Source organism: Pseudomonas sp. GW456-L12, from assembly GCF_059424045.1.
The window spans coordinates 38,476-60,191 of the sequence record NZ_JBWKZA010000025.1; the positions used below are offsets into that span (position 1 = coordinate 38,476).

Sequence of the window (21,716 nt, forward strand, 5' to 3'; positions counted from 1 at the left end):
CGCCGTACCTGTAGGAGCGAGCTTGCTCGCGATCATGGCCGTCAGCCCTTGTGGCTGATCCGCCCATCCACCAGGGTGTAACGCACCACGCCCGGCAGGCTATGGCCGAGGAACGGGCAGTTCTCGCCTTTCGACAACCAGTGTTCGCCAGCCACGGTGGACGTGCTCGGGTCGAACAGCACCAGGTCCGCCGGAGCGCCCACCGCCAGCTTGCCGGCTGGCAGGCGCAGGGCGTCGGCCGGGCCGCTGCTCAGGCGTGCCAGCAGGGTCGGCAGGTCGAGCAGACCGTCTTCCACCAGGGTCATGGCCAGCGGCAGCAGCAGCTCGACGCTGCTGATGCCCGGCTCGGTGGCGCCGAAAGGCGCCAGCTTGGCGTCGCGTTCGTGGGGCTGGTGATGGCTGGAGATGGCCTGGACCACCCCGGACTTCACGGCCTCGCGCAGGCCTTCGCGGTCGGCGCGCGAGCGCAGCGGCGGCTGGACGTGATAGAGGCTGGAGAAGTCGATCAGCGCGTCGTCGGTGAGGATCAGCTGGTACAGGGCCACGTCGGCGGTCACCGGCAGGCCACGGGCCTGGGCCTGGGCGATCAGGGCCACGCCCCGTGCGCTGGTCAGCTGGCTGAAGTGGGCGCGCACGCCGCTTTGCTCCACCAGCAGCAGGTCACGGGCCAGGGCCACGGTTTCCGCGGTTTCCGGAATGCCCGGCAGGCCGAGGAAGCTGGCGGTGGCGCCTTCGTGGGCCAGGCCGCCTTCGGCCAGGTCGCGGTCCTGGGAGTGGAAAATCACCGTCAGGTCGAAGGTCGCCGCGTACTCCAGCGCCCGGCACAGGGTGCGGGTGCTGCGAAAGCCATCCAGGCCGTTGCCGAAGGCCACGCAGCCAGCGTCGCGCAGGGCGATCAGCTCGGCCAGCTGTTCGCCGTCCAGGCCTTTGCTCAGGGCGCCGATCGGGAACACCTTGGTGTTGCCGGCCTCGCGGGCGCGATCGAGGATCAGCTCGGCCACCGCCGAGGTGTCCAGCACCGGCTTGGTGCGTGGCGGGCAGCACAGGCTGGTGACGCCACCGGCCGCGGCGGCGCGGGTTTCGCTGGCGATGGTGCCTTTGCGGCTATAGCCCGGCTCGCGCAGGGAGACGTTCAGGTCCACCAGCCCGGGCGCGGCCACCAGGCCCTTGGCGTCGAGGCTTTCAACCGCGCTGAAACCGGCGGGCGCGGCGCCGATGGCGACGATCTTGCCGGCTTCCAGATGGATATCGCTGACTTGATCCAGGCCGCTGCTTGGATCGATGACACGGGCGCCGAGAATGCTGAGCTTCACTGGGCGTTCTCCTGCTCGAATTGTCGCTGGGCGGTCTGCCCGCTCATGGCCATGGACAGTACGGCCATGCGTACCGCGATGCCGTAGGTCACCTGGTTGAGGATCACCGAGTGCGGACCGTCGGCCACCGCCGATTCGATCTCCACGCCGCGGTTGATCGGGCCCGGGTGCATGACGATGGCGTCCGGCTTGGCGCCGGCCAGGCGCGCGGTGGTCAGGCCGAACAGACGGTAGAACTCGCCCTCGCTCGGCAGCAGGCCGCCCTGCATGCGCTCGCGCTGCAGGCGCAGCATGATCACCACGTCGACATCTTTCAGGCCTTCGGCCATGTCGGTGTAGACCTTTACCCCGTATTGCTCGATGCCGATCGGCAGCAGGGTCTTGGGCGCGATCACGCGGATGTCCGGGCAACCCAGGGTTTTCAGGGCCAGCATGTTCGAGCGCGCCACCCGCGAGTGCAGGATGTCGCCGACGATGGCCACCGAGAGGTTTTCGAAACCGCCCTTGTGCCGACGGATGGTGAGCATGTCGAGCATGCCCTGGGTCGGGTGGGCGTGGCGGCCGTCGCCGCCGTTGATGATCGCCACCTGCGGGCACACATGCTCGGCGATGAAGTGCGCGGCGCCGGAGTCGCCGTGGCGCACGACGAACATGTCGGCGGCCATGGCTTCGAGGTTGCGCAGGGTGTCGAGCAGGGTTTCACCCTTGCTGGCCGAGGAGGTGGACACGTTGAGCGTGATCACGTCCGCCGACAGGCGCTGGGCCGCCAGTTCGAAGGTGGTGCGGGTACGGGTGGAGTTTTCGAAGAACACGTTGCACACGGTCTTGCCGCGCAGCAAAGGGACTTTCTTCACCGCCCGGGCGCCGACTTCGAGGAAGGAGTCGGCGGTGTCGAGGATTTCCGTCAGCAGCTCGCGACGCAGACCGTCGAGCGAGAGGAAGTGGCGCAGCTGGCCCTGATCGTTGAGCTGCAGCGGGCGCTTGGCGTCTAGAGGCGTCATCGCAATGGACTCTTTAGAGGGGCGAATTAAAGGGCGAGGTCTTGAAGCTCGAGTTGAAGCGGCGCAGGACCGGACAATTTTACCCGCTCGTGGGCGGCCAGCGACAGGGTGGCGCCGACCACGTTCGGACGAATCGGCAGCTCGGCGGCGTCCAGGTCCAGCAGGCAGACCAGGGTCACGCTGGCCGGGCGGCCGTAGTCGAACAGCTCGTTGAGGGCGGCGCGGATGGTGCGGCCGCTCATCAGCACGTCGTCGATCAGGATCAGGTGCTGGCCCTCGATCTCGAACGGCAGCTCGGAAGGGCGCACTTGCGGATGCAGGCCGTTCTGGCTGAAGTCGTCGCGGTAGAAGGACACATCCAGGGTGCCCAGCGGCGCGTCGCTGCCCAGTTCGGCGAGCAGGGCCTGGGCGACCCAGACGCCGCCGGTACGGATGCCGATATAGCGGGGCTCGCTGATGGCGCGTTGTTCCAGGTGGGCGGTGAGACGCACGGCCATCTGGCTGATCAGTTCGGCGGGATTGGGCAGGCTCATGATTGCTCCTTCGTGGGCCCGCGCCTGGTTGCATGCAGCAAGGCGCAGGGTCTTACGGCTGGTGTTGTGGCCAGGAGGCGCGTGGCCGGGGGTTGACCACGCATCTTCAGGATTCGGCGTTTCAGTTGTTCAACAGCGCTGCGTTTTCGTCGAGCCAGCCTTGCAGCAGCAGGGCGGCGGCGATGGCGTCGACCGGGTTGTCGCGGTAACTGCCTTTCTGGCCGCCGCGGGCCAGGCGTTCGCCCTTGGCCTCGAAGGTGGTCAGGCGTTCGTCATGGGTATAGAAGGGCAGGTTGTAGCGGCCATTGAGGCGCCGGGCGAATTTCTCGGCGCGCACGCACATCTCGCTCGGGGTGCCGTCCATGTTCAATGGCAGGCCGACCACCACTGCATCCGGCTTCCATTCCTTGATCAGGGCTTCGACCTGGTTCCAGTCCGGCACGCCGTTCTGCGCCTTCAGGGTGCACAGCTCGCGGGCCTGGCCGGTGATGGCCTGGCCGACCGCCACGCCGATCTGCTTGGTGCCGTAGTCGAACCCGAGGATCAGTCGCAGGGCCATCAGGCGTGGCCCGCCTGGCTGGTCAGCAGGGCGAGGTTGATGCCCAGGTGCCTGGCCGCCGCTTCCAGGCGCAGTTCGCTGCTGGTGTTGAACAGGATGTCGGCGTCGAACGGGCAGGTCAGCCAGGCGTTGTCCGCCAGCTCGGCTTCCAGCTGCCCGGCTTCCCAGCCGGCATAACCGAGGGCGATCAGGCTTTTGGCCGGACCGACGCCATCGGCGATGGCGAACAGCACGTCCTGGGACGTCGACAGCGACAGGCCATCAAGCTCGACCGTGGCCTGGAAGGTCGGGCCGCTGGGGTGCAGGACAAAACCGCGATCGGTCTGCACCGGGCCGCCGATGAAGATCGGCACATGCTGGCAGAGCGCTGGCGGATCGATCTCGGGGCGCAATTGCTCGAGGATATCGGCGAGGTTCAGGTCCTGCGGACGGTTGACCACCAACCCCATGGCGCCATTGGCATTGTGCTCGACGATGTAGGTCAAGGTGTGCGCAAAGTTCGGGTCGGCCATGTGCGGCATGGCGATCAGGAAGTGATGCTTGAGGTAGCTGGGGCTGACGTTTTTCATGAGCGCTAGTGTGGCGGTGGAGGGGCGAACTGACAAGCTGGGGATGTGTGGCTCCGGGCATTTTGCTCGGCCTTTTGCGGCGGTGCCGGCGTCGGCGCCATCGCGAGCAAGCTCGCTCCTACAGGGATGGCGCAGGACCTGTAGGAGCGAGCTTGCTCGCGATAAGGCCAGGCGGACGGTTTCGCCCTGGAATCAGTTGCTGGACAGCCGGTCGCCGCGGGCGAACTTCCAGGTGCGGATGATCTCCAGGCGGTCGATATCCGACAGGTCACCGGTAAAGGGCGCGAACGGCGCCGCCAGGCGCACGATGCGTTGCGCCGCCTGGTCCAGCAGCGGCTGGCCGGAGGACTCCAGCACCAGCACCTCGTACAGAGAACCGTCGCGGTTGATCGAGACCATCAGCCGCAGGTTGCCGTAGATCTGCTTGCGCCGGGCTTCTTCCGGGTAGTTGAGGTTGCCGATGCGCTCGACCTTCTTGCGCCACTCGTCCTTGTACCAGGCGCCCTTGTCGCGCATGGTCGAGGCCGCGCTCAGGCGGTGGATGCGCGGGCGCTTGGCGTACAGCTGCTGCTCCTGGGCCAGTTCGGCCTCCAGGCTGGCGATGTCGCTGGACAGCTGCTCGCTGTCGAACGTCGGCACGGGAACCTTGGGTTTGGCCTCGGTCTTGACCTCTTCACGCTTGGTGACGGTCTTTTTCGGCTTCGGCGCGGTGGTCGCGACCGCGGCCTTGGGCGCGGCCTCCTTGACTTCGGTCTTGGCCGGAGGCGGCGGGGTGACCTTGTTGACTTTGTTTTCCTGGAATGGCGCCACTTCGGTGGTCTTCGGGATCGCTTTCTTGTCCAGGGTGCCGCTGCCTTGCTGGTTTTCCTGGGCGAGAAAATCGGCCTTCTTCGGCTTGGTCTCGCTCTTGAAGGTGGCCAGGGTGATTTCCAGGGTCTTGCTGATCTGCTTGGGTTCGGCGAAGGAGAAGCCCAGGCCGAGAATCAGCGCGATATGCAGCAGGGCGGCCAGGAACAGGGTAAACCCCAGGCGATCGGCCGGGCGCACGCCGCTGTGAGCCAGCTCGGGGGGCAGATCGGAAGGGAGAGCCATCAGCGGTTCACAAAAGTCATCAGCGGTTCAACATCACAAAAAGCATCACAAGACCAACATCGCGCGTTTCACAGGCGGCGCATGATAACGCAATGTTGGTTTGTGCTTGGCAGTTCTGGATCAACGAGCCTTGAGCTTCTGATCGATGGCATCCATCAGCATTGCGCCGATGTTGGTGCCAAAGGCGTTGTCGATCTCGCGGATGCAGGTCGGGCTGGTGACGTTGATTTCGGTCAGGTGCTCGCCGATCACGTCGAGCCCCACGAACAGCAGGCCTTTCTCGCGCAGGGTCGGGCCGACCTGTGCGGCGATCCAGCGATCTTTCTCGGTCAGCGGCCGGGCTTCGCCACGGCCACCGGCAGCGAGGTTGCCACGGGTTTCACCCTGGGCGGGAATCCGTGCCAGGCAGTAATCCACAGGTTCGCCGTCGATCATCAGGATGCGTTTGTCGCCATCGACGATGGCCGGCAGGTACTCCTGGATCATGATCTGCTGCTTGCCGTGCTGGGTCAGGGTTTCGAGGATCACCGAGAGGTTCGGGTGACCGGCGGTGTGGCGGAAGATCGACGAGCCGCCCATGCCGTCCAGCGGCTTGAGGATCACGTCGCCGTGATGGTCGGCGAATTCGCGCAACACGTCCGGACGACGGCTGACGATGGTCGGCGGCGTGCACTGCGGGAACAGGGTGGCGAACAGCTTTTCATTGCAGTCACGCAGGCTCTGCGGCTTGTTGACCACCAGCACGCCGTCGCGCTCGGCCTGCTCCAGCAGGTAGGTGGAGTAGACGAACTCCATGTCGAACGGTGGGTCCTTGCGCATCAGGATCACGTCCAGCTCGCTCAGGGCGCTGTCGGTCTCGGCTTCCAGCTCGAACCACTTGTGCGGGTCGGCGAACACCTTCAGCGGACGCATCCGCGCCCGGGCCACGCCACCGGTCGCCTGGTACAGGTCGCGCTGTTCCATATAGAACAGGGTCCAGCCGCGCTCCTGGGCGGCCAGCAGCATGGCCAGCGAGCTGTCCTTCTTATAGGAGATGCTGGCGATAGGGTCCATGACAATCCCGACGCGAACGCTCATGGGCGGTTTCCTCGAAAATTAGTGGGCGCAATGGCTTGCAAAATTGGCGTCAGAGTGGCGTCCGGGCGGTTCCCGGTCAAGGAAAAACCACCGCGCCGGTCGGCCGATAGATTGCATGGGGAGAGTATGCTAAAAAGGCTCGCATGCCGTGCTCAGGCCTTGAACATCAAGGGCTTGAGGCATTGGCCACCAGTACGGGCAGAAAATCGATTCGCTGTGGCGATGGTAGAGCAGATATGGAACAGCAATCCAGCGCCCTCAAGGTGATGGTGATCGATGATTCGAAGACGATTCGCCGCACGGCCGAAACGCTGCTGAAGAATGTGGGCTGTGAAGTCATCACCGCGGTCGACGGTTTCGAGGCCCTGGCCAAGATCGCCGACAACCACCCGGGCATCATTTTCGTCGACATCATGATGCCGCGGCTCGATGGCTATCAGACCTGTGCGTTGATCAAGAACAACAGCGCGTTCAAGTCCACGCCGGTGATTATGCTGTCCTCCAAGGACGGCCTGTTCGACAAGGCCAAGGGTCGCATCGTCGGCTCTGACCAGTTTTTGACCAAGCCTTTCAGCAAGGAAGAGCTGCTGAGCGCGATCAAGGCCCATGTGCCGGGGTTCGCCGCAGTAGAACAAGCACATTGAGGTTCGGCCAGCGGGCCGCACGCCTATTCGTATGGGGAAGACCATGGCTCGTATTCTGATCGTCGATGACTCGCCGACTGAAATGTACAAACTGACCGGCATGCTGGAAAAGCACGGCCATGAAGTCCTGAAGGCCGAAAACGGCGCCGACGGCGTGGCCCTGGCGCGCCAGGAAAAGCCCGACGCGGTCCTGATGGACATCGTCATGCCCGGTCTCAATGGTTTTCAGGCGACCCGTCAGTTGACCAAGGATGCGGAAACCAGCCATATCCCGGTGATCATCATCACCACCAAGGATCAGGAAACCGACAAGGTCTGGGGCACTCGCCAGGGCGCCAAGGATTACCTGACCAAGCCGGTCGACGAAGACACCCTGATCAAGACCCTGAACAGCGTCCTGGCCGGCTGACCGCCCGCGCCATGGCCGAGTCGCAAACCGCCTTCGAACTGCTGCTCGAGATCGACCAGCGCTGCCGCCTGCTGGCAGCCGACCTGCCTTCCCAGGAAACCCGCCAGCACGGCTGGAGCGGTATCGGTTTTCGCATCGGCGAGCATTGGTATGTGGCGCCGATGGGCGAAGTCAGCGAAGTCCTGCACGAGCCCCGTTACACCCTGCTGCCCGGGGTCAAGCCCTGGGTGAAAGGCGTGGCCAACCTGCGCGGACGGCTGCTGCCGATCATGGACCTGTGCGGGTTCTTCGGCCACGAGCTGTCGGCCCTGCGCAAGCAGCGGCGGGTGCTGGTGGTCGAGCACAAAGAGGTGTTCGCCGGCTTGATGGTGGACGAGGTGGCCGGCATGCAGCACTTCGAGCAGAGCAGCCTGGAAACCGCGGCCAACGCTAGCGAGCAGGGCGCCATCACGCCGTACCTGCGGGGGTATTTCCCGTGTGAGCCGGTCTGGTGGGTATTCAGTCCCTTCGCCCTGGCGCAGTCGCCGGGGTTCCTGGATGTGGCGCTGTAGGCGCGAGGCTTGCTCGCGATGAATATTGCGCGATGAACCTGCAGGACCGCGCCGTCCATGGCGCGGGCAACAGAACAACCGGAATTCAGGTGTGCAGATGCTAAAAGCCAACCCAGGCAAGCCAATGGAAGGATCGCGCAGCCGCTCGCAGATCATCGTGCTGTTCATCGCCCTGATCGTGTTCATCATGCTGCTGTTCGCCAACTTCGCTTACCTCAACACCCAGGCCACGTACGACAAGCAGTACATCGGCCACGCCGGCGAGCTGCGGGTGCTGTCCCAGCGTATTGCCAAGAACGCCACGGAGGCCGCGGCGGGCAAGGCTGCGGCCTTCAAGCTGCTGGGCGATGCGCGCAACGATTTCGCCCAGCGCTGGGGCTACCTGAAAAAAGGCGACCCGGCCACCGGGCTGCCCGCCGCGCCAGTGGCGGTGCGTCAGGAAATGCGCGCGGTGCAGCAGGACTGGGACAAGCTGTTGCACAACGCCGACGCGATCCTGGCCAGCGAACAGACCGTATTGTCCCTGCATCAGGTGGCCGCGACCCTGGCGGAAACCGTGCCGCAGTTGCAGGTCGAGTATGAAAAGGTCGTGGAGATCCTCCTGCAACGCGGCGCTCCGGCCGCTCAGGTGGCCATGGCGCAACGCCAGTCGTTGCTCGCCGAGCGCATTCTCGGTGCGGTGAATACTGTGCTGGCCGGCGACGAAAACGCAGTGCAGGCCGCGGATGTCTTCGGCCGTGACGCGGCACGCTTCGGCCAGGTGCTCAGCGGCATGCTCCAGGGCAACCCGACCCTGAAGATCAGCCAGGTCGAGGACCGCGATGCGCGAGCGCGCCTGACCGAGATCAGCGAGCTGTTCCAGTTCGTCTCAGGCTCGGTGGACGAAATCCTCGAAACCTCCCCCGAGCTGTTCCAGGTCCGCGAGTCGGCGAGCAATATCTTCAGCCTGTCGCAGACCCTGCTCGACGAGGCCTCGCACCTGGCCATCGGCTTCGAGAACCTGGCCGGCGGCCGTTCGCTGGACACCATCGGCGGTTATGTCCTGGGCCTGGCGGCGCTGGCCTCGATCATCCTCATTGGCCTGGTGATGGTCCGTGAAACCAATCGCCAGCTGCACGAGACTGCGGAGAAGAACGAGCGCAACCAGAACGCGATCATGCGTTTGCTGGACGAGATCGAAGACCTGGCCGACGGCGACCTCACCGTGACCGCCTCGGTGACCGAGGACTTCACCGGCACCATCGCCGACTCGATCAACTATTCCGTGGACCAGCTGCGCGACCTGGTGGCGACCATCAACCTCACCGCCGGCCAGGTCGCCGGCGCGGTGCAGGAAACCCAGGCCACCGCGATGCAACTGGCCGAAGCCTCGGAGCATCAGGCCCAGCAGATTTCCGAAGCCTCCACCGCGATCAACGAAATGGCCCAGTCGATCGATCAGGTGTCGGCCAACGCCGCCGAGTCCTCGGCGGTGGCCGAGCGTTCGGTGGAGATCGCCAACAAGGGCAACGAGGTGGTGCACAACACCATCCACGGCATGGACAACATCCGCGAGCAGATCCAGGACACTGCCAAGCGCATCAAGCGCCTGGGCGAGTCGTCCCAGGAAATTGGCGACATTGTCAGCCTGATCGATGACATTGCCGACCAGACCAATATCCTCGCCCTCAACGCGGCGATCCAGGCCTCCATGGCCGGGGATGCCGGGCGCGGCTTCGCGGTGGTGGCCGATGAGGTGCAGCGCCTGGCGGAACGTTCTTCGGCGGCGACCCGGCAGATCGAGACCCTGGTGCGGGCGATCCAGACCGACACCAACGAGGCGGTGATCTCCATGGAGCAGACCACCTCGGAAGTGGTGCGCGGCGCCCGGCTGGCGCAGGATGCCGGGGTGGCCCTGGAAGAAATCGAAGGCGTCTCCAAGACCCTGGCGGCGCTGATCCAGAGCATCTCCAACGCCGCCCAGCAGCAGACGTCCTCGGCCGGACAGATATCCTTGACCATGAACGTGATCCAGCAGATTACTTCACAGACTTCGTCCGGCTCGACCGCGACGGCCGAGAGCATCGGTAACCTGGCGAAAATGGCCAGCCAGCTGCGGCGCTCGGTGTCCGGTTTCACCTTGCCGGCCGGTCGCGAGCAGACGCCGCGGGACAACCGCTGAGGCCGGAGCACGACTTTGATGGGAATGGTAATGGGTGATCGGCACGACTATGTGGCCCTGGAATGGGTCAAGGGCGAAATTGCCGAAACGCTGAAGCAGGCCCACCAGGCGCTCGATCATCTGGTCGACGAGCCGCAGGCGGTGGAAGCGCTCGAACAGTGCCTGGACTGCATCCATCAGGTCCACGGCAGCCTGCAGATGGTCGAGTTCTATGGCGCGGCGCTGCTCGCCGAGGAAATGGAAGCCCTGACCCTGGCCCTGCGCGAGCACCGCGTGGCCCAGCGGGACGAGGCGATCTATCTGCTGCGCCAAGCCATCAGCCAGTTGCCGCAGTACCTCGACCGGGTGCAAAGCGCGCGCCGCGACCTGCCGTTGGTGGTGTTGCCGCTGCTCAACGACCTGCGCAGCGCCCGGGGCGAAGGCCTGCTGAGCGAAACCAGCCTGTTCAGCCCGCAGCTGCCGGACCTGCCGGCGCTGGACCAGGCGACACTGGACCGCCTGGCGCCCCCCGACCTGACCATCCTGCTGCGCAAGTTGCGGCACATGCTGCAAACCGCGTTGGTCGACCTGCTGCGTGAACAGGATGTGAAAAACAGCCTGGGCTACATGGCCAAGGTCTTCGAGCGCCTCCAGGTGTTGTGCCAGAACGCCCCGCTGGGGCCCTTGTGGCAGATCGCCCTGGCCCTGGTGGAAGGCATGGGCAGCGGGGCGATCGCCAACAGCCCGGCGGTGCGCAGCCTGCTCAAGGATGCCGACCGCGAACTCAAGCGTCTCTATGAACAAGGCATCGCCGGGGTCAACCAGGCGGCCCCCGACGAACTGCTGAAAAGCCTGCTGTTTTACATCGCCAAGGCCCGCTACCCCACCGCGCAGATGCAGACCATGAAAGACACCTACGGACTCGATGACGCTTTGCCCGACAATGCGCTGGTCGACCAGGAGCGGGCGCGCATGGCCGGTCCCGACCGCGACGCCATGCGCTCGGTGCTGGCGGCCCTGTGCGAAGAGCTGGTGCGGGTCAAGGAACGCCTGGACCTGTTCGTGCGCAGCGACCGCCAGCACGCGTCGGACCTGGACAGCCTGCTGGCGCCCCTGCGGCAGATCGCCGACACCCTGGCGGTGCTGGGTTTCGGCCAGCCGCGCAAGGTCATCATCGACCAGCTGGCGGTGGTGCTGAGCCTGGCCCAGGGCCAGCGCGAACCGAATGACGCGGTGCTGATGGATGTGGCCGGGGCCCTGCTGTATGTCGAGGCGACCCTGGCCGGCATGGTCGGCCCGGCCGAACCCGAGAGCCGCGAAGAAAGCCGCCTGCCGACCACCGACCTGACCCAGATCCACCAACTGGTGATCAAGGAGGCGCGGATCTGCCTGCAACAGGCCAAGGACCTGATCGTCGACTACATTGACGCCGGTTGGGACCGCGAACACTTGCAGGCCCTGCCGGAGCTGCTGACCCAGGTGCGCGGCGCCCTGGCGATGATTCCCCTGGGCCGTGCGGCGGGCCTGCTGCAAGCCTGCATCGGCTTCGTGCGCGAACACCTGCTGCTGGACCCGCGCCAGCCCGGCTGGCAGCAGCTGGACAATCTGGCCGACGTGATCACCAGCATCGAGTATTACCTGGAGCGCCTGAGCGACGATCCCCAGGCGCCGGGGGAAAAGATTCTCGACGTGGCCGAGCAGGGCCTGGCCGCGCTGGGCTATGCGCCACAAAAGCGGGCGCCGGACGAGTTGCTGCCGAACGAACAGGTGCCGCTGCTCAGCGATGTGCTCAGCCCCAACGAAGCCCTGGTGATGCAGGACCTGCAGGAACTGGACAGCCCGGAAGTGGCGCAGTCCCTGGCCGATGTACTGGCCAGCCCGGTCTCGGCGCTCAACCCGCCAGCGCTGGACACGCCGGGCAGCCTGTTGCCGCCGCCGGGCGATGAAGCGCCGGTGGACGACGAACTGCGCGAAGTCTTCCTCGAAGAGACCGACGAAGTGCTCGACGTGCTGCGCGAGTACCTGCCGCGCTGGGTCGCCGAGCCCCACGGCAAGGCGGCGCTTGGCGAACTGCGCCGGGCCTTCCACACCCTCAAGGGCAGCGGGCGGATGGTGCGCGCGCTGGTGCTGGGCGAGCTGGCCTGGGCCGTGGAGAACCTGCTCAACCGGGTCCTGGAACACAGTGTGGAGCCGGGGCCGCAGGTGCGGCAACTGCTTGAAGAGGTAGTGCAGTTACTGCCGGAGCTGGTCGCCGAGTTCGCCGCCCAGGCCCAGCGCCAGCGCGACGATGTCGACCGCCTGGCTGCCCGGGCGCATGCCCTGGCCAAGGGCGACACGGCGTCGCCAGACGGCTTGGCAGACGAACTCGATCCGCAGTTGCTGGAGATCTTCCGCAACGAGGCCGAAACCCATCTGGAGAGCATCAAGCGCTTTCTCGATCAGGCTGCCGAGCATCTGCCGCTGCAGGCCAGCGACGAATTGCAGCGCGCCTTGCACACCCTCAAGGGCAGCGCCTACATGGCCGGCGTGCTGCCGATCGCCGAGCTGGCGGCGCCGCTGGACCTGCTGGCCCGGGAATATCGCGCGCATCTGATGGCCCTGGACCTGGACGAGGTCGAGCTGCTGCTGGAGGCTGAAGGCCTGTTTCGCCGCAGCCTGCAACAGCTGGGCAGCGATCCGCTGGCGCCCATCGAAGGCGCCGCCGACCTGAACGAACGGGTCAAGGCACTGACCGCCGAGCGCCTGGAAGCCCTGCTCAACGCGCCCAATACCGGGCTGCGGGTCAAGCGCGATGCGCAGTTGATCAGCAGCTTCCTGGCCCAGGGCATGGACATCCTGCTGGATGCCGAAAACCTGCTGCGCCGCTGGCAACAGCACCCCGGCGAGCGCCAGGAGCTCAGCGCCCTGCTGGACGAGTTGACCACCCTTGGCGAAGGCGCGCACCTGGCGGACCTGCAGCCGATGGATGAGCTGTGCGAAGCGCTGCTGGACCTGTACGGCGCCGTGGAAGAAAGCAGCCTGGCGGTGGGCGAACGGTTTTTCCATGAGGCGGAAAACGCCCACGAAGCCCTGATCAACATGCTCGACGAACTGGCCGCCGGCCAGGAAGTCAGCCCGCAACCGGCCATGGTCCGGGCCTTGCGCGAACTGCTCGAGGAGAGCCTCGACCCGTCGGCCATGGGCCTGATCCGCAGCGACGGCAGCCGCACCCTGAGCATCACCGACCTGGCCAGTGCCACCGCCGAGATGGAGCAGGAGGCGCAGATCGAGGTGGAGGGGCCGGACGATGAAATCGTGGCGATCTTCCTCGAAGAGGCGATGGATATTCTCGAAAGCGCCGACCAGGCCTTGCAGCGCTGGCTGGCCGACCCGGACAACGGCGCGCCGCTGTCTTCCCTGCAGCGCGACCTGCACACCCTCAAGGGCGGCGCGCGCATGGCCGAAGTCGGGCAGGTGGGCGACCTGGCCCAGGAACTGGAAAACCTCTACGAAGGCCTGGTGGATCGTCGTTACCAGCATGGCGAGGCCCTGGCCGACCTGCTGCAACGCAGCCATGCGCAACTGGCGCTGCTGTTGCAGCAGTTGCAGGCGCAGCAAGCGCTGAGCGATCCCAAGGCGCTGATCGAAGCGATTCGCGGTTTTCGCCAGCGCAGCGGGGTCACCAGCGAGGTGCCCGAGGCCGCGGTGGCCGACGATTCGGCGGCCCACGATCCGGAGCTGCTGGAGATCTTCCTCGAAGAAGGCTTCGACATCCTCGACAGTTCGGGGGCGGCGCTGACGCGCTGGCAGGCCGAGCCGGCCAGCCGCCAGGAAGTGGAAACCCTGCTGCGCGACCTGCACACCCTCAAGGGCGGCGCGCGCATGGTGGAGATCGTGCCGATCGGCGATCTGGCCCATGAACTGGAGTTTCTCTATGAGGGCCTGTCCGCGGGCCTGCTGCAACCGAGCCCGGCGCTGTTCGGCCTGTTGCAGAAAAGCCAGGACCGCCTGGCGCAGATGCTCGACGCCGCCCGCGCCGAACAACCGATCAAGCCGGCCGACAGCCTGATCGAGGCGATTCGCGGCTTCACCCATCCGGCCCAGGCCGAAGCGCCGCCTCTGTTGCTGCCCGACCTTAGCCCGCCGAGCAAACCCGAACCGCCGGTGGCGCAGGCGGAAGCCGCGGTGGCCGGGGATATGGTCAAGGTCTCGGCCGAGTTGCTGGACGACCTGGTCAACCTGGCCGGGGAAACCTCAATCTTCCGCGGGCGCATCGAGCAACAGGTCAACGATGCGCGGGTGGCCCTGAGCGAAATGGAAACCACCATCGAGCGTATCCGCGACCAGTTGCGCCGTCTGGACACCGAAACCCAGGGGCGGATTCTCAGCCGCCAGCAGGTCGAGGCCGAGCGCCTGGGCTACGAGGAATTCGACCCGCTGGAGATGGACCGCCATTCGCAGTTGCAGCAACTGTCGCGGGCCCTGTTCGAGTCGGCGTCCGACCTGCTCGACCTCAAGGAAACCCTGGACCGGCGCAACCAGGACGCGGAAAACCTGTTGCAGCAGCAAGGGCGGGTCAATACCGAATTGCAGGAAGGCCTGATGCGCACGCGCATGGTGCCGTTCGAGCGCCTGGTACCGCGCCTCAAGCGCATCGTCCGCCAGGTGGCGGAGGAGTTGGGCAAGGATGTCTCGTTCAGCGTCGGCAACGCCGAGGGCGAGATGGACCGCAACGTGCTGGAGCGCATGGTTGCGCCCTTGGAGCACATGCTGCGCAACGCCGTCGATCATGGCCTGGAGTCCGCCGAGGTGCGCCGTGCCTCGGGCAAGCCGGAGCAGGGGCGGATCACCCTGGACCTGTCCCACGAAGGCGGCGATATCGTCTTCGACATGCGCGACGACGGCGCCGGGGTGCCGCTGGAGGCGGTGCGGCGCAAGGCGATCAAGCGTGGCCTGCTCGCCCCCAATGCCGAGATCAGCGACCGTGACGTGCTGCAATTCATCATGCAGCCGGGGTTTTCCACGGCGGAGAAAATCACCCAGATTTCCGGGCGCGGGGTGGGCATGGACGTGGTCCATGAAGAGGTGCGCCAGCTCGGCGGCTCGATGACCATCGACTCGATCCCGGGGCAGGGCGTGCATTTCCGCATCCGGCTGCCGTTCACCCTGTCGGTCAACCGCGCGCTGATGGTGCAGTGCCTGGAGGAGCAGTACGCGATCCCGCTGAACACCATCGAAGGCATCGTGCGGGTGCTGCCCAACGAACTGGAAAGCCATTACCAGCTCGACCCGCCCCATTACGTATACGCCGGCCAGCGCTATGAGCTGTGTTACCTCGGCGAGCTGCTGCACACCGTGGCCCGGCCGAAACTGTTGGGGCAGAGCCTGCCGCTGCCGGTGCTGCTGGTGCATTACAACGAACACCGGATCGCCGTGCAGGTGGATGCCATGGCCGGCACCCGGGAGATCGTGGTCAAGAGCCTGGGGCCGCAGTTCGCGACGGTGCAGGGCCTGTCCGGCGCGACCATCCTCGGCGATGGCCGGGTGGTGCTGATCCTCGATCTGCTGGCGCATATCCGCGCCCTGCAAACGCGCTTGCCGGCGCCGCGCATGGCGGCCGGCGACGAAGTGATTGCCGAGGTCGAACCGCTGCGGCCGAGGCTGGTGCTGGTGGTCGACGATTCGGTGACGGTGCGCAAGGTCACCAGCCGCCTGCTGGAACGCCACGGCATGAACGTGCTGACCGCCAAGGACGGGGTCGACGCCATGGCGCTGTTGCAGGAGCACACCCCGGACCTGATGCTGCTGGACATCGAAATGCCGCGTATGGACGGCTTCGAGGTGGCGATGCAGGTGCGCGCCGACCCGCGCCTGCACCAGCTGCCGATCATCATGATCACTTCGCGCACCGGCCAGAAGCACCGCGACCGGGCCATGGCCATCGGCGTCAACGACTACCTCGGCAAGCCTTACCAGGAGTCGGTGCTGCTGGAGAGCATCGCCCAGTGGAGCAGACCCCATGCATGACTACCGCGCCAGCTTCCTCACCGGACTGCTGCTGCCCCTGGCCGACCGCACTCTGATCCTGCCCAACGTCGCGGTGGCCGAATTGATCGACTATCAACGCGGCGAGCCGGCCAGCGACGCGCCGCCCTGGTACCTGCGTTCTGTTGCCTGGCGCGACCGCCAGCTGCCGCTGATCAGCTTCGAGGCCGCTTGCGGCCAGCCTCTGGCTATCGGCGAGCGCGCCCGCATCGTCGTGCTCAATACCCTGGGCGGTCGCGAGCGCCTGAAGTTCATTGCCTTGGTGATCCAGGGCATCCCGCGTTCTTGCCGGCTCGACAGCCAGCTGAGCTACGTCGACGTGCCGCTGTGCCGGCTGGAGAAGGCCGCGGTACAGGTGGGGGAGCAGGTGGTGAAGATCCCGGATTTGTTGGGGTTGGAGGCGATGCTGGTGGAAGCGGGGCTGCATCTGTAACCGCTGCCGCTGTAGGAGCGGCCGGTCGACGCTCGATTGCCCGCGATGACACCCGTCCTGGCGCTGCATTTTTTGGACGGGGTGCATATCCATTCCTGCGGTAACGGCCACTTAGGGTTCCGCCCTTACGGCGGGTCACTTTTGGCAAACGCCCCAAAAGTAACCAAAAGGTCTCGCCCCTGGCGTACGGCCTTCGCTGCGCTCAGGTTCCCTCGCTCCGGCGTCCATCAGGGGGCATCGACTCCGGTCGGCTTCGCTTCGACCTCCATACGATGTCCTCGACTGCGTCGAGGGGCGCTGCGCGCCTGTCCCCTGATGAACGCCTCCACTCGGCCTCCCGATGGGGCGGGTAGATCAAGATCAAAAGCCAAAGCTGCGCCATGCGCGACCTACCGGTCGGCGCTAAACCCTGTAGCCGCTGCCGAGCCCGCGAGGCTGCGATCGGCCGCGCAGCGGGCGCAGGGTCTTGAGCCCGCTGGAGGACCTGCGGTCCTATCGCAGCCTGCGGCAGCGGCTACAGGTTTGGGGAGGCATCAGGGGAGAGTGGGGCAGATCTGGTTTTGCAAGGCAATGGCAACACATTACGGGTTTGCCACCGACGCATCGGTGGCCGATCTTAGCCGGTCGAAACTGTTCACGGACGCACAAGCGCCCTCCTATCGTCAATGCGGCCCATCTGCTGCTGCAGGATGGCTGCGATGCGCTGGATGCCTTGCAGTGGCGGCTCGAAGGTTAAGCGCAAGGTTGTCTATGGGGCGTAGGTGTGAAGGCCTGCGCCCTTGATCATTACCCTCACCGTAACGATCCACCACTCTGCTTGATTGATGCCTTGCCTCCTGCGCTCCTAAGGTAGCGGCCACGACAGCGAACCCGTGGAGTGAGCATGACAACAACAATATCCCCCGACTCGCGCTGGACGCGGCGACGCGCTGAAAAGCAGCGGCGTCTCGAGCAGGTGCGGGGTCTCGCCGATGGCGCCGTGTTGCCCACCGACAAGATAGTCGCGGCGCTGGAGGCGTTGATTCTGCCCGGCGACCGCGTGGTGCTGGAGGGCAACAACCAGAAGCAGGCGGACTTCCTGTCGCGCTCCCTGGCCAAGGCCGACCCGAGCCGCCTGCACGACCTGCACATGATCATGCCCAGCGTCGGCCGTTCGGAGCACCTGGACCTGTTCGAACTCGGCATCGCCCGCAAGCTCGACTTCTCCTTCGCCGGCACCCAGAGCCTGCGCATCAGCCAGTTGCTGGAAGACGGCCTGCTGGAAATCGGCGCCATCCACACCTACATCGAGCTCTATGCGCGGCTGGTGGTGGACCTGATCCCCAACGTGGTGCTCTCGGCCGGGTTCATGGCCGACCGCGCGGGCAATATCTATACCGGGCCGAGCACCGAGGACACCCCGGCGCTGATCGAGCCGGCGGCGTTCAGTGATGGCATCGTCATCGTCCAGGTCAACCAGCTGGTGGACGACGTCAGCGAGCTGCCGCGGGTGGATATCCCGGCGTCCTGGGTCGACTTCGTGGTGGTGGCCGACAGGCCGTTCTACATTGAACCGCTGTTCACCCGCGACCCGCGCCACATCAAGCCGGTGCACGTGCTGATGGCGATGATGGCGATCCGCGGCATCTATGAAAAACACAAGGTCCAGTCGCTCAACCACGGCATCGGCTTCAACACCGCGGCCATCGAGCTGATCCTGCCGACCTACGGCGAATCCCTGGGGCTGAAAGGCAAGATCTGCCGCAACTGGACCCTCAACCCCCACCCGACCCTGATCCCGGCCATCGAAAGCGGCTGGGTGCAAAGCGTGCATTGCTTCGGCACCGAGCTGGGCATGGAAAACTACATCGCCGCGCGGCCGGATGTGTTCTTCACCGGGCGCGACGGCTCGTTGCGTTCCAACCGGATGTTCTGCCAACTGGCCGGCCAGTACGCGGTGGACCTGTTTATCGGCGCGACCCTGCAGGTCGATGGCGACGGCCATTCCTCCACCGTGACCCGCGGCCGCCTGGCCGGCTTCGGCGGTGCGCCGAACATGGGCCACGATCCCCGTGGCCGGCGCCACGGCACCCCGGCCTGGCTGGATATGCGCCACGACGACTCGCAACAACCGATGCTGGAACGAGGCAAGAAGCTGGTGGTGCAGATGGTCGAGACTTTCCAGGAAGGCGGTAAACCGACCTTCGTCGAAACCCTGGATGCCGTGGAAGTGGCGCGCAAGAGCGGCATGCCCCTGGCGCCGATCATGATCTATGGCGACGACGTCACCCACCTGCTGACCGAAGAGGGCATCGCCTACCTGTACAAGGCGCGCTCCCTGGAAGAGCGCCAGGCGATGATCGCGGCGGTGGCCGGGGTGACCGCCATCGGCCTGCGCCACAACCCGAAAGATACCGCGCGCATGCGCCGCGAAGGCCTGATCGCCTTGCCCGAAGACCTCGGTATCCGCCGCACCGACGCCAGCCGCGAGCTGCTGGCGGCGAAAAGCGTCGCCGATCTGGTGGAGTGGTCGGGTGGCCTGTACAACCCGCCCGCCAAGTTCAGGAGCTGGTAAATGCACGCCTTCAACCTGCAAAGCAAACCCCTGAGCCTGGCCGAGCGCCTGGCGGACCTGGCGATGGACGCGCTGATCGACGAGGCCGACCTGTCGCCGAAACCGGCCCTGGTCGACCGTCGCGGCAACGGCGCCCATAACGATCTGCATCTGGGGCTGATGCATGCCTCGGCGCTGTCGCTGTGGCCGGCCTTCAAGGAAATGGCCGAAGCCGCCACGTTCGGCACGGTCGGCCTGCCCCTGCGCGAAGCCCTGGGTCGCATTGGCCGTGAAGGCGAAGCGGCGATGCTCGCTACGACTCACGGGGTGAACACTCATCGTGGTGCGATCTGGGCCTTGGGCCTGCTGGTGGCCGCCGCCGCGCTGCAACCTCAGGCCAACAGCGCCGGCGCCCTGTGCCTGCGGGCCGCGCGCCTGGCGCTGCTGGACGACCGTTACGCGCCACGGCCCCTCAGCCACGGCGCGCAAGTGGCGCTGCGCTATGGCGTGCGCGGCGCCCGCGAAGAAGCCCAGCTGGGCTTTCCGGCGGTGCTGCAACGGGGCCTGCCGCAACTCGAGCGCAGCCGTGCCCAGGGGCATGGCGAACAGAACGCCCGGCTCGATGCGTTGCTGGCGATCATGACCGGCCTGGCCGACACCTGCGTTTTGTATCGCGCCGGTGAGGAAGGCCTGCGGGCCATGCAACAGGGCGCCCAGGCGGTGCTCGACGCCGGCGGCAGCGCCAGCCTGGCCGGGCGTCGCCGCCTGCATGAGCTGGACCAGTGCCTGCTGGCCTTGAATGCCTCGCCCGGTGGCGCCGCGGACTTGCTCGCGGCCTGCCTGCTGATCGACCGGATCGCCTCCGGCGCCGCCTTCATCCAGGGAGTAGTGTGATGGAAACCTTGTCTTTTGAATTTCCCGCCGGGCAACCCGCCCGGGGCCGGGCGCTGGTGGGCTGTGTCGGCTCGGGTGACCTGGAGGTGCTGCTTGAACCCGGGCAGCCCGGCAAGCTGAGCATTCAGGTGCAGACCTCGGTCAACGGCAGCGCGTCGCGCTGGCAGCATCTGTTCGAGCGCATGTTCGACGGCCAGACGCCGCCGGCCCTGAGTATCGATATCCATGATTTTGGCGCCACCCCGGGCGTGGTGCGTCTGCGCCTGGAGCAGGGCTTCGAGGAGATCGGCCATGACTGACAGCGCCCGTTTGCTCAACAAGCACAGCTTCGTCGAACTCGGCGCCCGGCAGCGGGCCAAGGCCCTGCTCGACGCCGGCAGCTTTCGCGAGTTGCTTGATCCGTTCCAGCGCGTCATGTCGCCGTGGCTGGCGCGCCAGGGCGTGGTGCCCCAGGCCGATGACGGGGTGGTGATCGCCAAGGGCCGCATCGACGGCCTGCCGGTGGTGATCGCCGCCATCGAAGGTGCGTTCCAGGGCGGCAGCCTCGGCGAGGTCGGCGGGGCGAAGATCGCCGGCGCTCTGGAGCTGGCAGCCGAAGACAACCGCAAGGGCATTGCTACCCGTGCCGTACTGCTGCTGGAAACCGGCGGCGTGCGCCTGCAGGAAGCCAACCTCGGGCTGGCGGCGATTGCCGACATTCACGCGGCCATCGTCGACCTGCGCCAGTACCAGCCGGTGATCGGTGTGGTGGCCGGCAGCGTCGGCTGTTTTGGCGGCATGTCGATTGCCGCCGGGCTGTGCAGCTACCTGCTGGTGACCCAGGAGGCGCGCCTGGGCCTCAACGGTCCGCAGGTGATCGAGCAGGAAGCCGGCCTTGAGGAATATGACTCCCGCGACCGGCCCTTTATCTGGAGCCTGACCGGCGGCGAGCAGCGTTTCGCCAGCGGCCTGGCGGACCGCTATGTGGCCGACGATGTGGCGCAGATCCGCCAACAGGTCGGCGAACTGCTGGCCCAGGGCCTGCCCAGCGCGCAACGCAGCCGGCAGGCCGAGCTGTACCTGCAATGCCTGGCCCGGCTGGACAGCCACCCACAGATCGACCCGGCGACGGTTCGCCAGCTGTATCGAGGAGATCACTGATGAGTGCTTATTCCCTGCGGGGCCTGCATTGGTTCACGGCCCTGAGCGCGGGCGCCGCCCCGGTAGCGGGTTTGCCGGCCTCGTTGAAGGTGGCGGACGCCACGCTGGAGCAGCAACCGGTACGGTTTATCGCCGTGGTCGCCGACCCGGCCAACCCTTTTGTGCGGGCGCGCAATGGTGAGGTCGGCCTGCTGGAAGGCTGGGGCCTGGCCAAGGCGGTGGACGACGCGATCGAGGCCGACCGTGAGCAGAGCGTCAAGCGCGCGCTGATCGCCATAGTCGATGTGCCGAGCCAGGCCTATGGGCGTCGCGAAGAGGCCCTGGGCATCCATCAGGCCCTGGCCGCGGCCGCCGACAGCTATGCCCGGGCCCGGCTGGCCGGGCATCCGGTGATCGGCCTGCTGGTGGGCAAGGCCATGTCCGGGGCCTTCCTGGCCCACGGTTACCAGGCCAACCGCCTGATCGCCCTGCGCGACCCGGGGGTGATGGTGCACGCCATGGGCAAGGTCTCGGCGGCGCGGGTCACCCTGCGCAGCGTCGAGGAACTGGAGGCCCTGGCCGCCAGCGTGCCGCCCATGGCCTACGACATCGACAGCTATGCCAGCCTCGGCCTGCTCTGGGAAACCTTGTCGGTCAGCCAGATCGAACAGCCGACCGCCGACGACCTGACCCTGGTGCGGCAATGCCTGGGCCAGGCGATTGCCGATGTGCGCACCCACGGCCGCGATCTGTCGGGACGCCTGGGGGCCAGCAACCGCGGCGCTTCCAGCCGGGTCCGCCAGCTGTTGCGCGAGCAATGGTGAG

Annotated in this window: 18 protein-coding genes; 11 read left to right on the forward strand and 7 right to left on the reverse strand. The window is 66.2% G+C overall.

Features of this window, described 5'->3' with window-relative positions; all coding sequences use genetic code 11:
- Nucleotides 1-41: 41 nt before the first annotated feature.
- The 7 genes from AC07Y9_RS24650 to gshB form a co-directional block, all read right to left on the reverse strand.
- Nucleotides 42-1,313: a dihydroorotase gene (locus AC07Y9_RS24650; RefSeq protein WP_007929979.1), complete on the reverse strand. Its 1,272-nt coding sequence runs from the start codon at nt 1,311-1,313 to the stop codon at nt 42-44.
- A complete protein-coding gene (locus AC07Y9_RS24655) occupies nt 1,310-2,314 on the reverse strand; it encodes an aspartate carbamoyltransferase catalytic subunit (RefSeq protein ID WP_007929978.1) in 1,005 nt (334 codons plus the stop codon). Before AC07Y9_RS24655 ends, AC07Y9_RS24650 begins: the two co-directional genes overlap by 4 nt.
- 26 nt (nt 2,315-2,340) lie before the next feature.
- Nucleotides 2,341-2,847, reverse strand: coding sequence for a bifunctional pyr operon transcriptional regulator/uracil phosphoribosyltransferase PyrR (pyrR, locus tag AC07Y9_RS24660; RefSeq protein WP_007929976.1), 507 nt, complete (start codon nt 2,845-2,847; stop codon nt 2,341-2,343).
- Between the two features lie 121 nt (nt 2,848-2,968).
- Nucleotides 2,969-3,406 (reverse strand): Holliday junction resolvase RuvX, encoded by a 438-nt coding sequence (gene ruvX / locus AC07Y9_RS24665; protein WP_009046019.1) that lies wholly within the window; start codon nt 3,404-3,406, stop codon nt 2,969-2,971.
- On the reverse strand, nt 3,406-3,975 hold the full coding sequence (locus AC07Y9_RS24670) for a YqgE/AlgH family protein (protein ID WP_053262979.1): 570 nt from the start codon (nt 3,973-3,975) through the stop codon (nt 3,406-3,408). The genes ruvX and AC07Y9_RS24670 overlap by 1 nt, the downstream gene beginning before the upstream one ends.
- Before the next feature lie 192 nt (nt 3,976-4,167).
- Nucleotides 4,168-5,067, reverse strand: coding sequence for an energy transducer TonB (locus AC07Y9_RS24675; protein ID WP_007929970.1), 900 nt, complete (start codon nt 5,065-5,067; stop codon nt 4,168-4,170).
- A gap of 120 nt (nt 5,068-5,187) precedes the next feature.
- On the reverse strand, nt 5,188-6,144 hold the full coding sequence (gene gshB / locus AC07Y9_RS24680; RefSeq protein WP_053262978.1) for a glutathione synthase: 957 nt from the start codon (nt 6,142-6,144) through the stop codon (nt 5,188-5,190).
- A 236-nt stretch (nt 6,145-6,380) separates the two neighbouring features.
- Between gshB and pilG the strand changes: the two genes are divergently transcribed.
- From pilG to mdcE, 11 genes are all read left to right on the forward strand, one after another.
- Entirely contained in the window at nt 6,381-6,788 is a 408-nt protein-coding gene (pilG, locus tag AC07Y9_RS24685) for a twitching motility response regulator PilG (protein WP_007929962.1), read from the forward strand.
- A gap of 43 nt (nt 6,789-6,831) precedes the next feature.
- The gene (gene pilH / locus AC07Y9_RS24690) at nt 6,832-7,197 is read left to right on the forward strand and encodes a twitching motility response regulator PilH (protein ID WP_007929961.1); all 366 of its coding nucleotides are present in this window, start codon (nt 6,832-6,834) and stop codon (nt 7,195-7,197) included.
- Between the two features lie 11 nt (nt 7,198-7,208).
- Nucleotides 7,209-7,748: a chemotaxis protein CheW gene (locus tag AC07Y9_RS24695; RefSeq protein ID WP_062824341.1), complete on the forward strand. Its 540-nt coding sequence runs from the start codon at nt 7,209-7,211 to the stop codon at nt 7,746-7,748.
- A gap of 97 nt (nt 7,749-7,845) precedes the next feature.
- Nucleotides 7,846-9,909, forward strand: coding sequence for a methyl-accepting chemotaxis protein (locus AC07Y9_RS24700; protein ID WP_037035562.1), 2,064 nt, complete (start codon nt 7,846-7,848; stop codon nt 9,907-9,909).
- Nucleotides 9,910-9,939: 30 nt separating this feature from the next.
- A complete protein-coding gene (locus tag AC07Y9_RS24705; RefSeq protein WP_102680484.1) occupies nt 9,940-15,894 on the forward strand; it encodes a hybrid sensor histidine kinase/response regulator in 5,955 nt (1,984 codons plus the stop codon).
- A complete protein-coding gene (locus tag AC07Y9_RS24710; RefSeq protein WP_102680485.1) occupies nt 15,887-16,345 on the forward strand; it encodes a chemotaxis protein CheW in 459 nt (152 codons plus the stop codon). The genes AC07Y9_RS24705 and AC07Y9_RS24710 overlap by 8 nt, the downstream gene beginning before the upstream one ends.
- Before the next feature lie 883 nt (nt 16,346-17,228).
- Nucleotides 17,229-18,899 (forward strand): malonate decarboxylase subunit alpha, encoded by a 1,671-nt coding sequence (gene mdcA / locus AC07Y9_RS24715; RefSeq protein ID WP_102680487.1) that lies wholly within the window; start codon nt 17,229-17,231, stop codon nt 18,897-18,899.
- Nucleotides 18,900-19,772: a triphosphoribosyl-dephospho-CoA synthase gene (locus AC07Y9_RS24720; RefSeq protein WP_102680488.1), complete on the forward strand. Its 873-nt coding sequence runs from the start codon at nt 18,900-18,902 to the stop codon at nt 19,770-19,772.
- Nucleotides 19,772-20,071 (forward strand): malonate decarboxylase subunit delta, encoded by a 300-nt coding sequence (locus AC07Y9_RS24725; RefSeq protein WP_007932573.1) that lies wholly within the window; start codon nt 19,772-19,774, stop codon nt 20,069-20,071. The genes AC07Y9_RS24720 and AC07Y9_RS24725 overlap by 1 nt, the downstream gene beginning before the upstream one ends.
- Nucleotides 20,064-20,912: a biotin-independent malonate decarboxylase subunit beta gene (locus tag AC07Y9_RS24730; protein WP_102680489.1), complete on the forward strand. Its 849-nt coding sequence runs from the start codon at nt 20,064-20,066 to the stop codon at nt 20,910-20,912. Before AC07Y9_RS24725 ends, AC07Y9_RS24730 begins: the two co-directional genes overlap by 8 nt.
- Entirely contained in the window at nt 20,909-21,715 is an 807-nt protein-coding gene (gene mdcE, locus AC07Y9_RS24735) for a biotin-independent malonate decarboxylase subunit gamma (RefSeq protein ID WP_173679799.1), read from the forward strand. The genes AC07Y9_RS24730 and mdcE overlap by 4 nt, the downstream gene beginning before the upstream one ends.
- Nucleotide 21,716 lies beyond the last annotated feature (1 nt).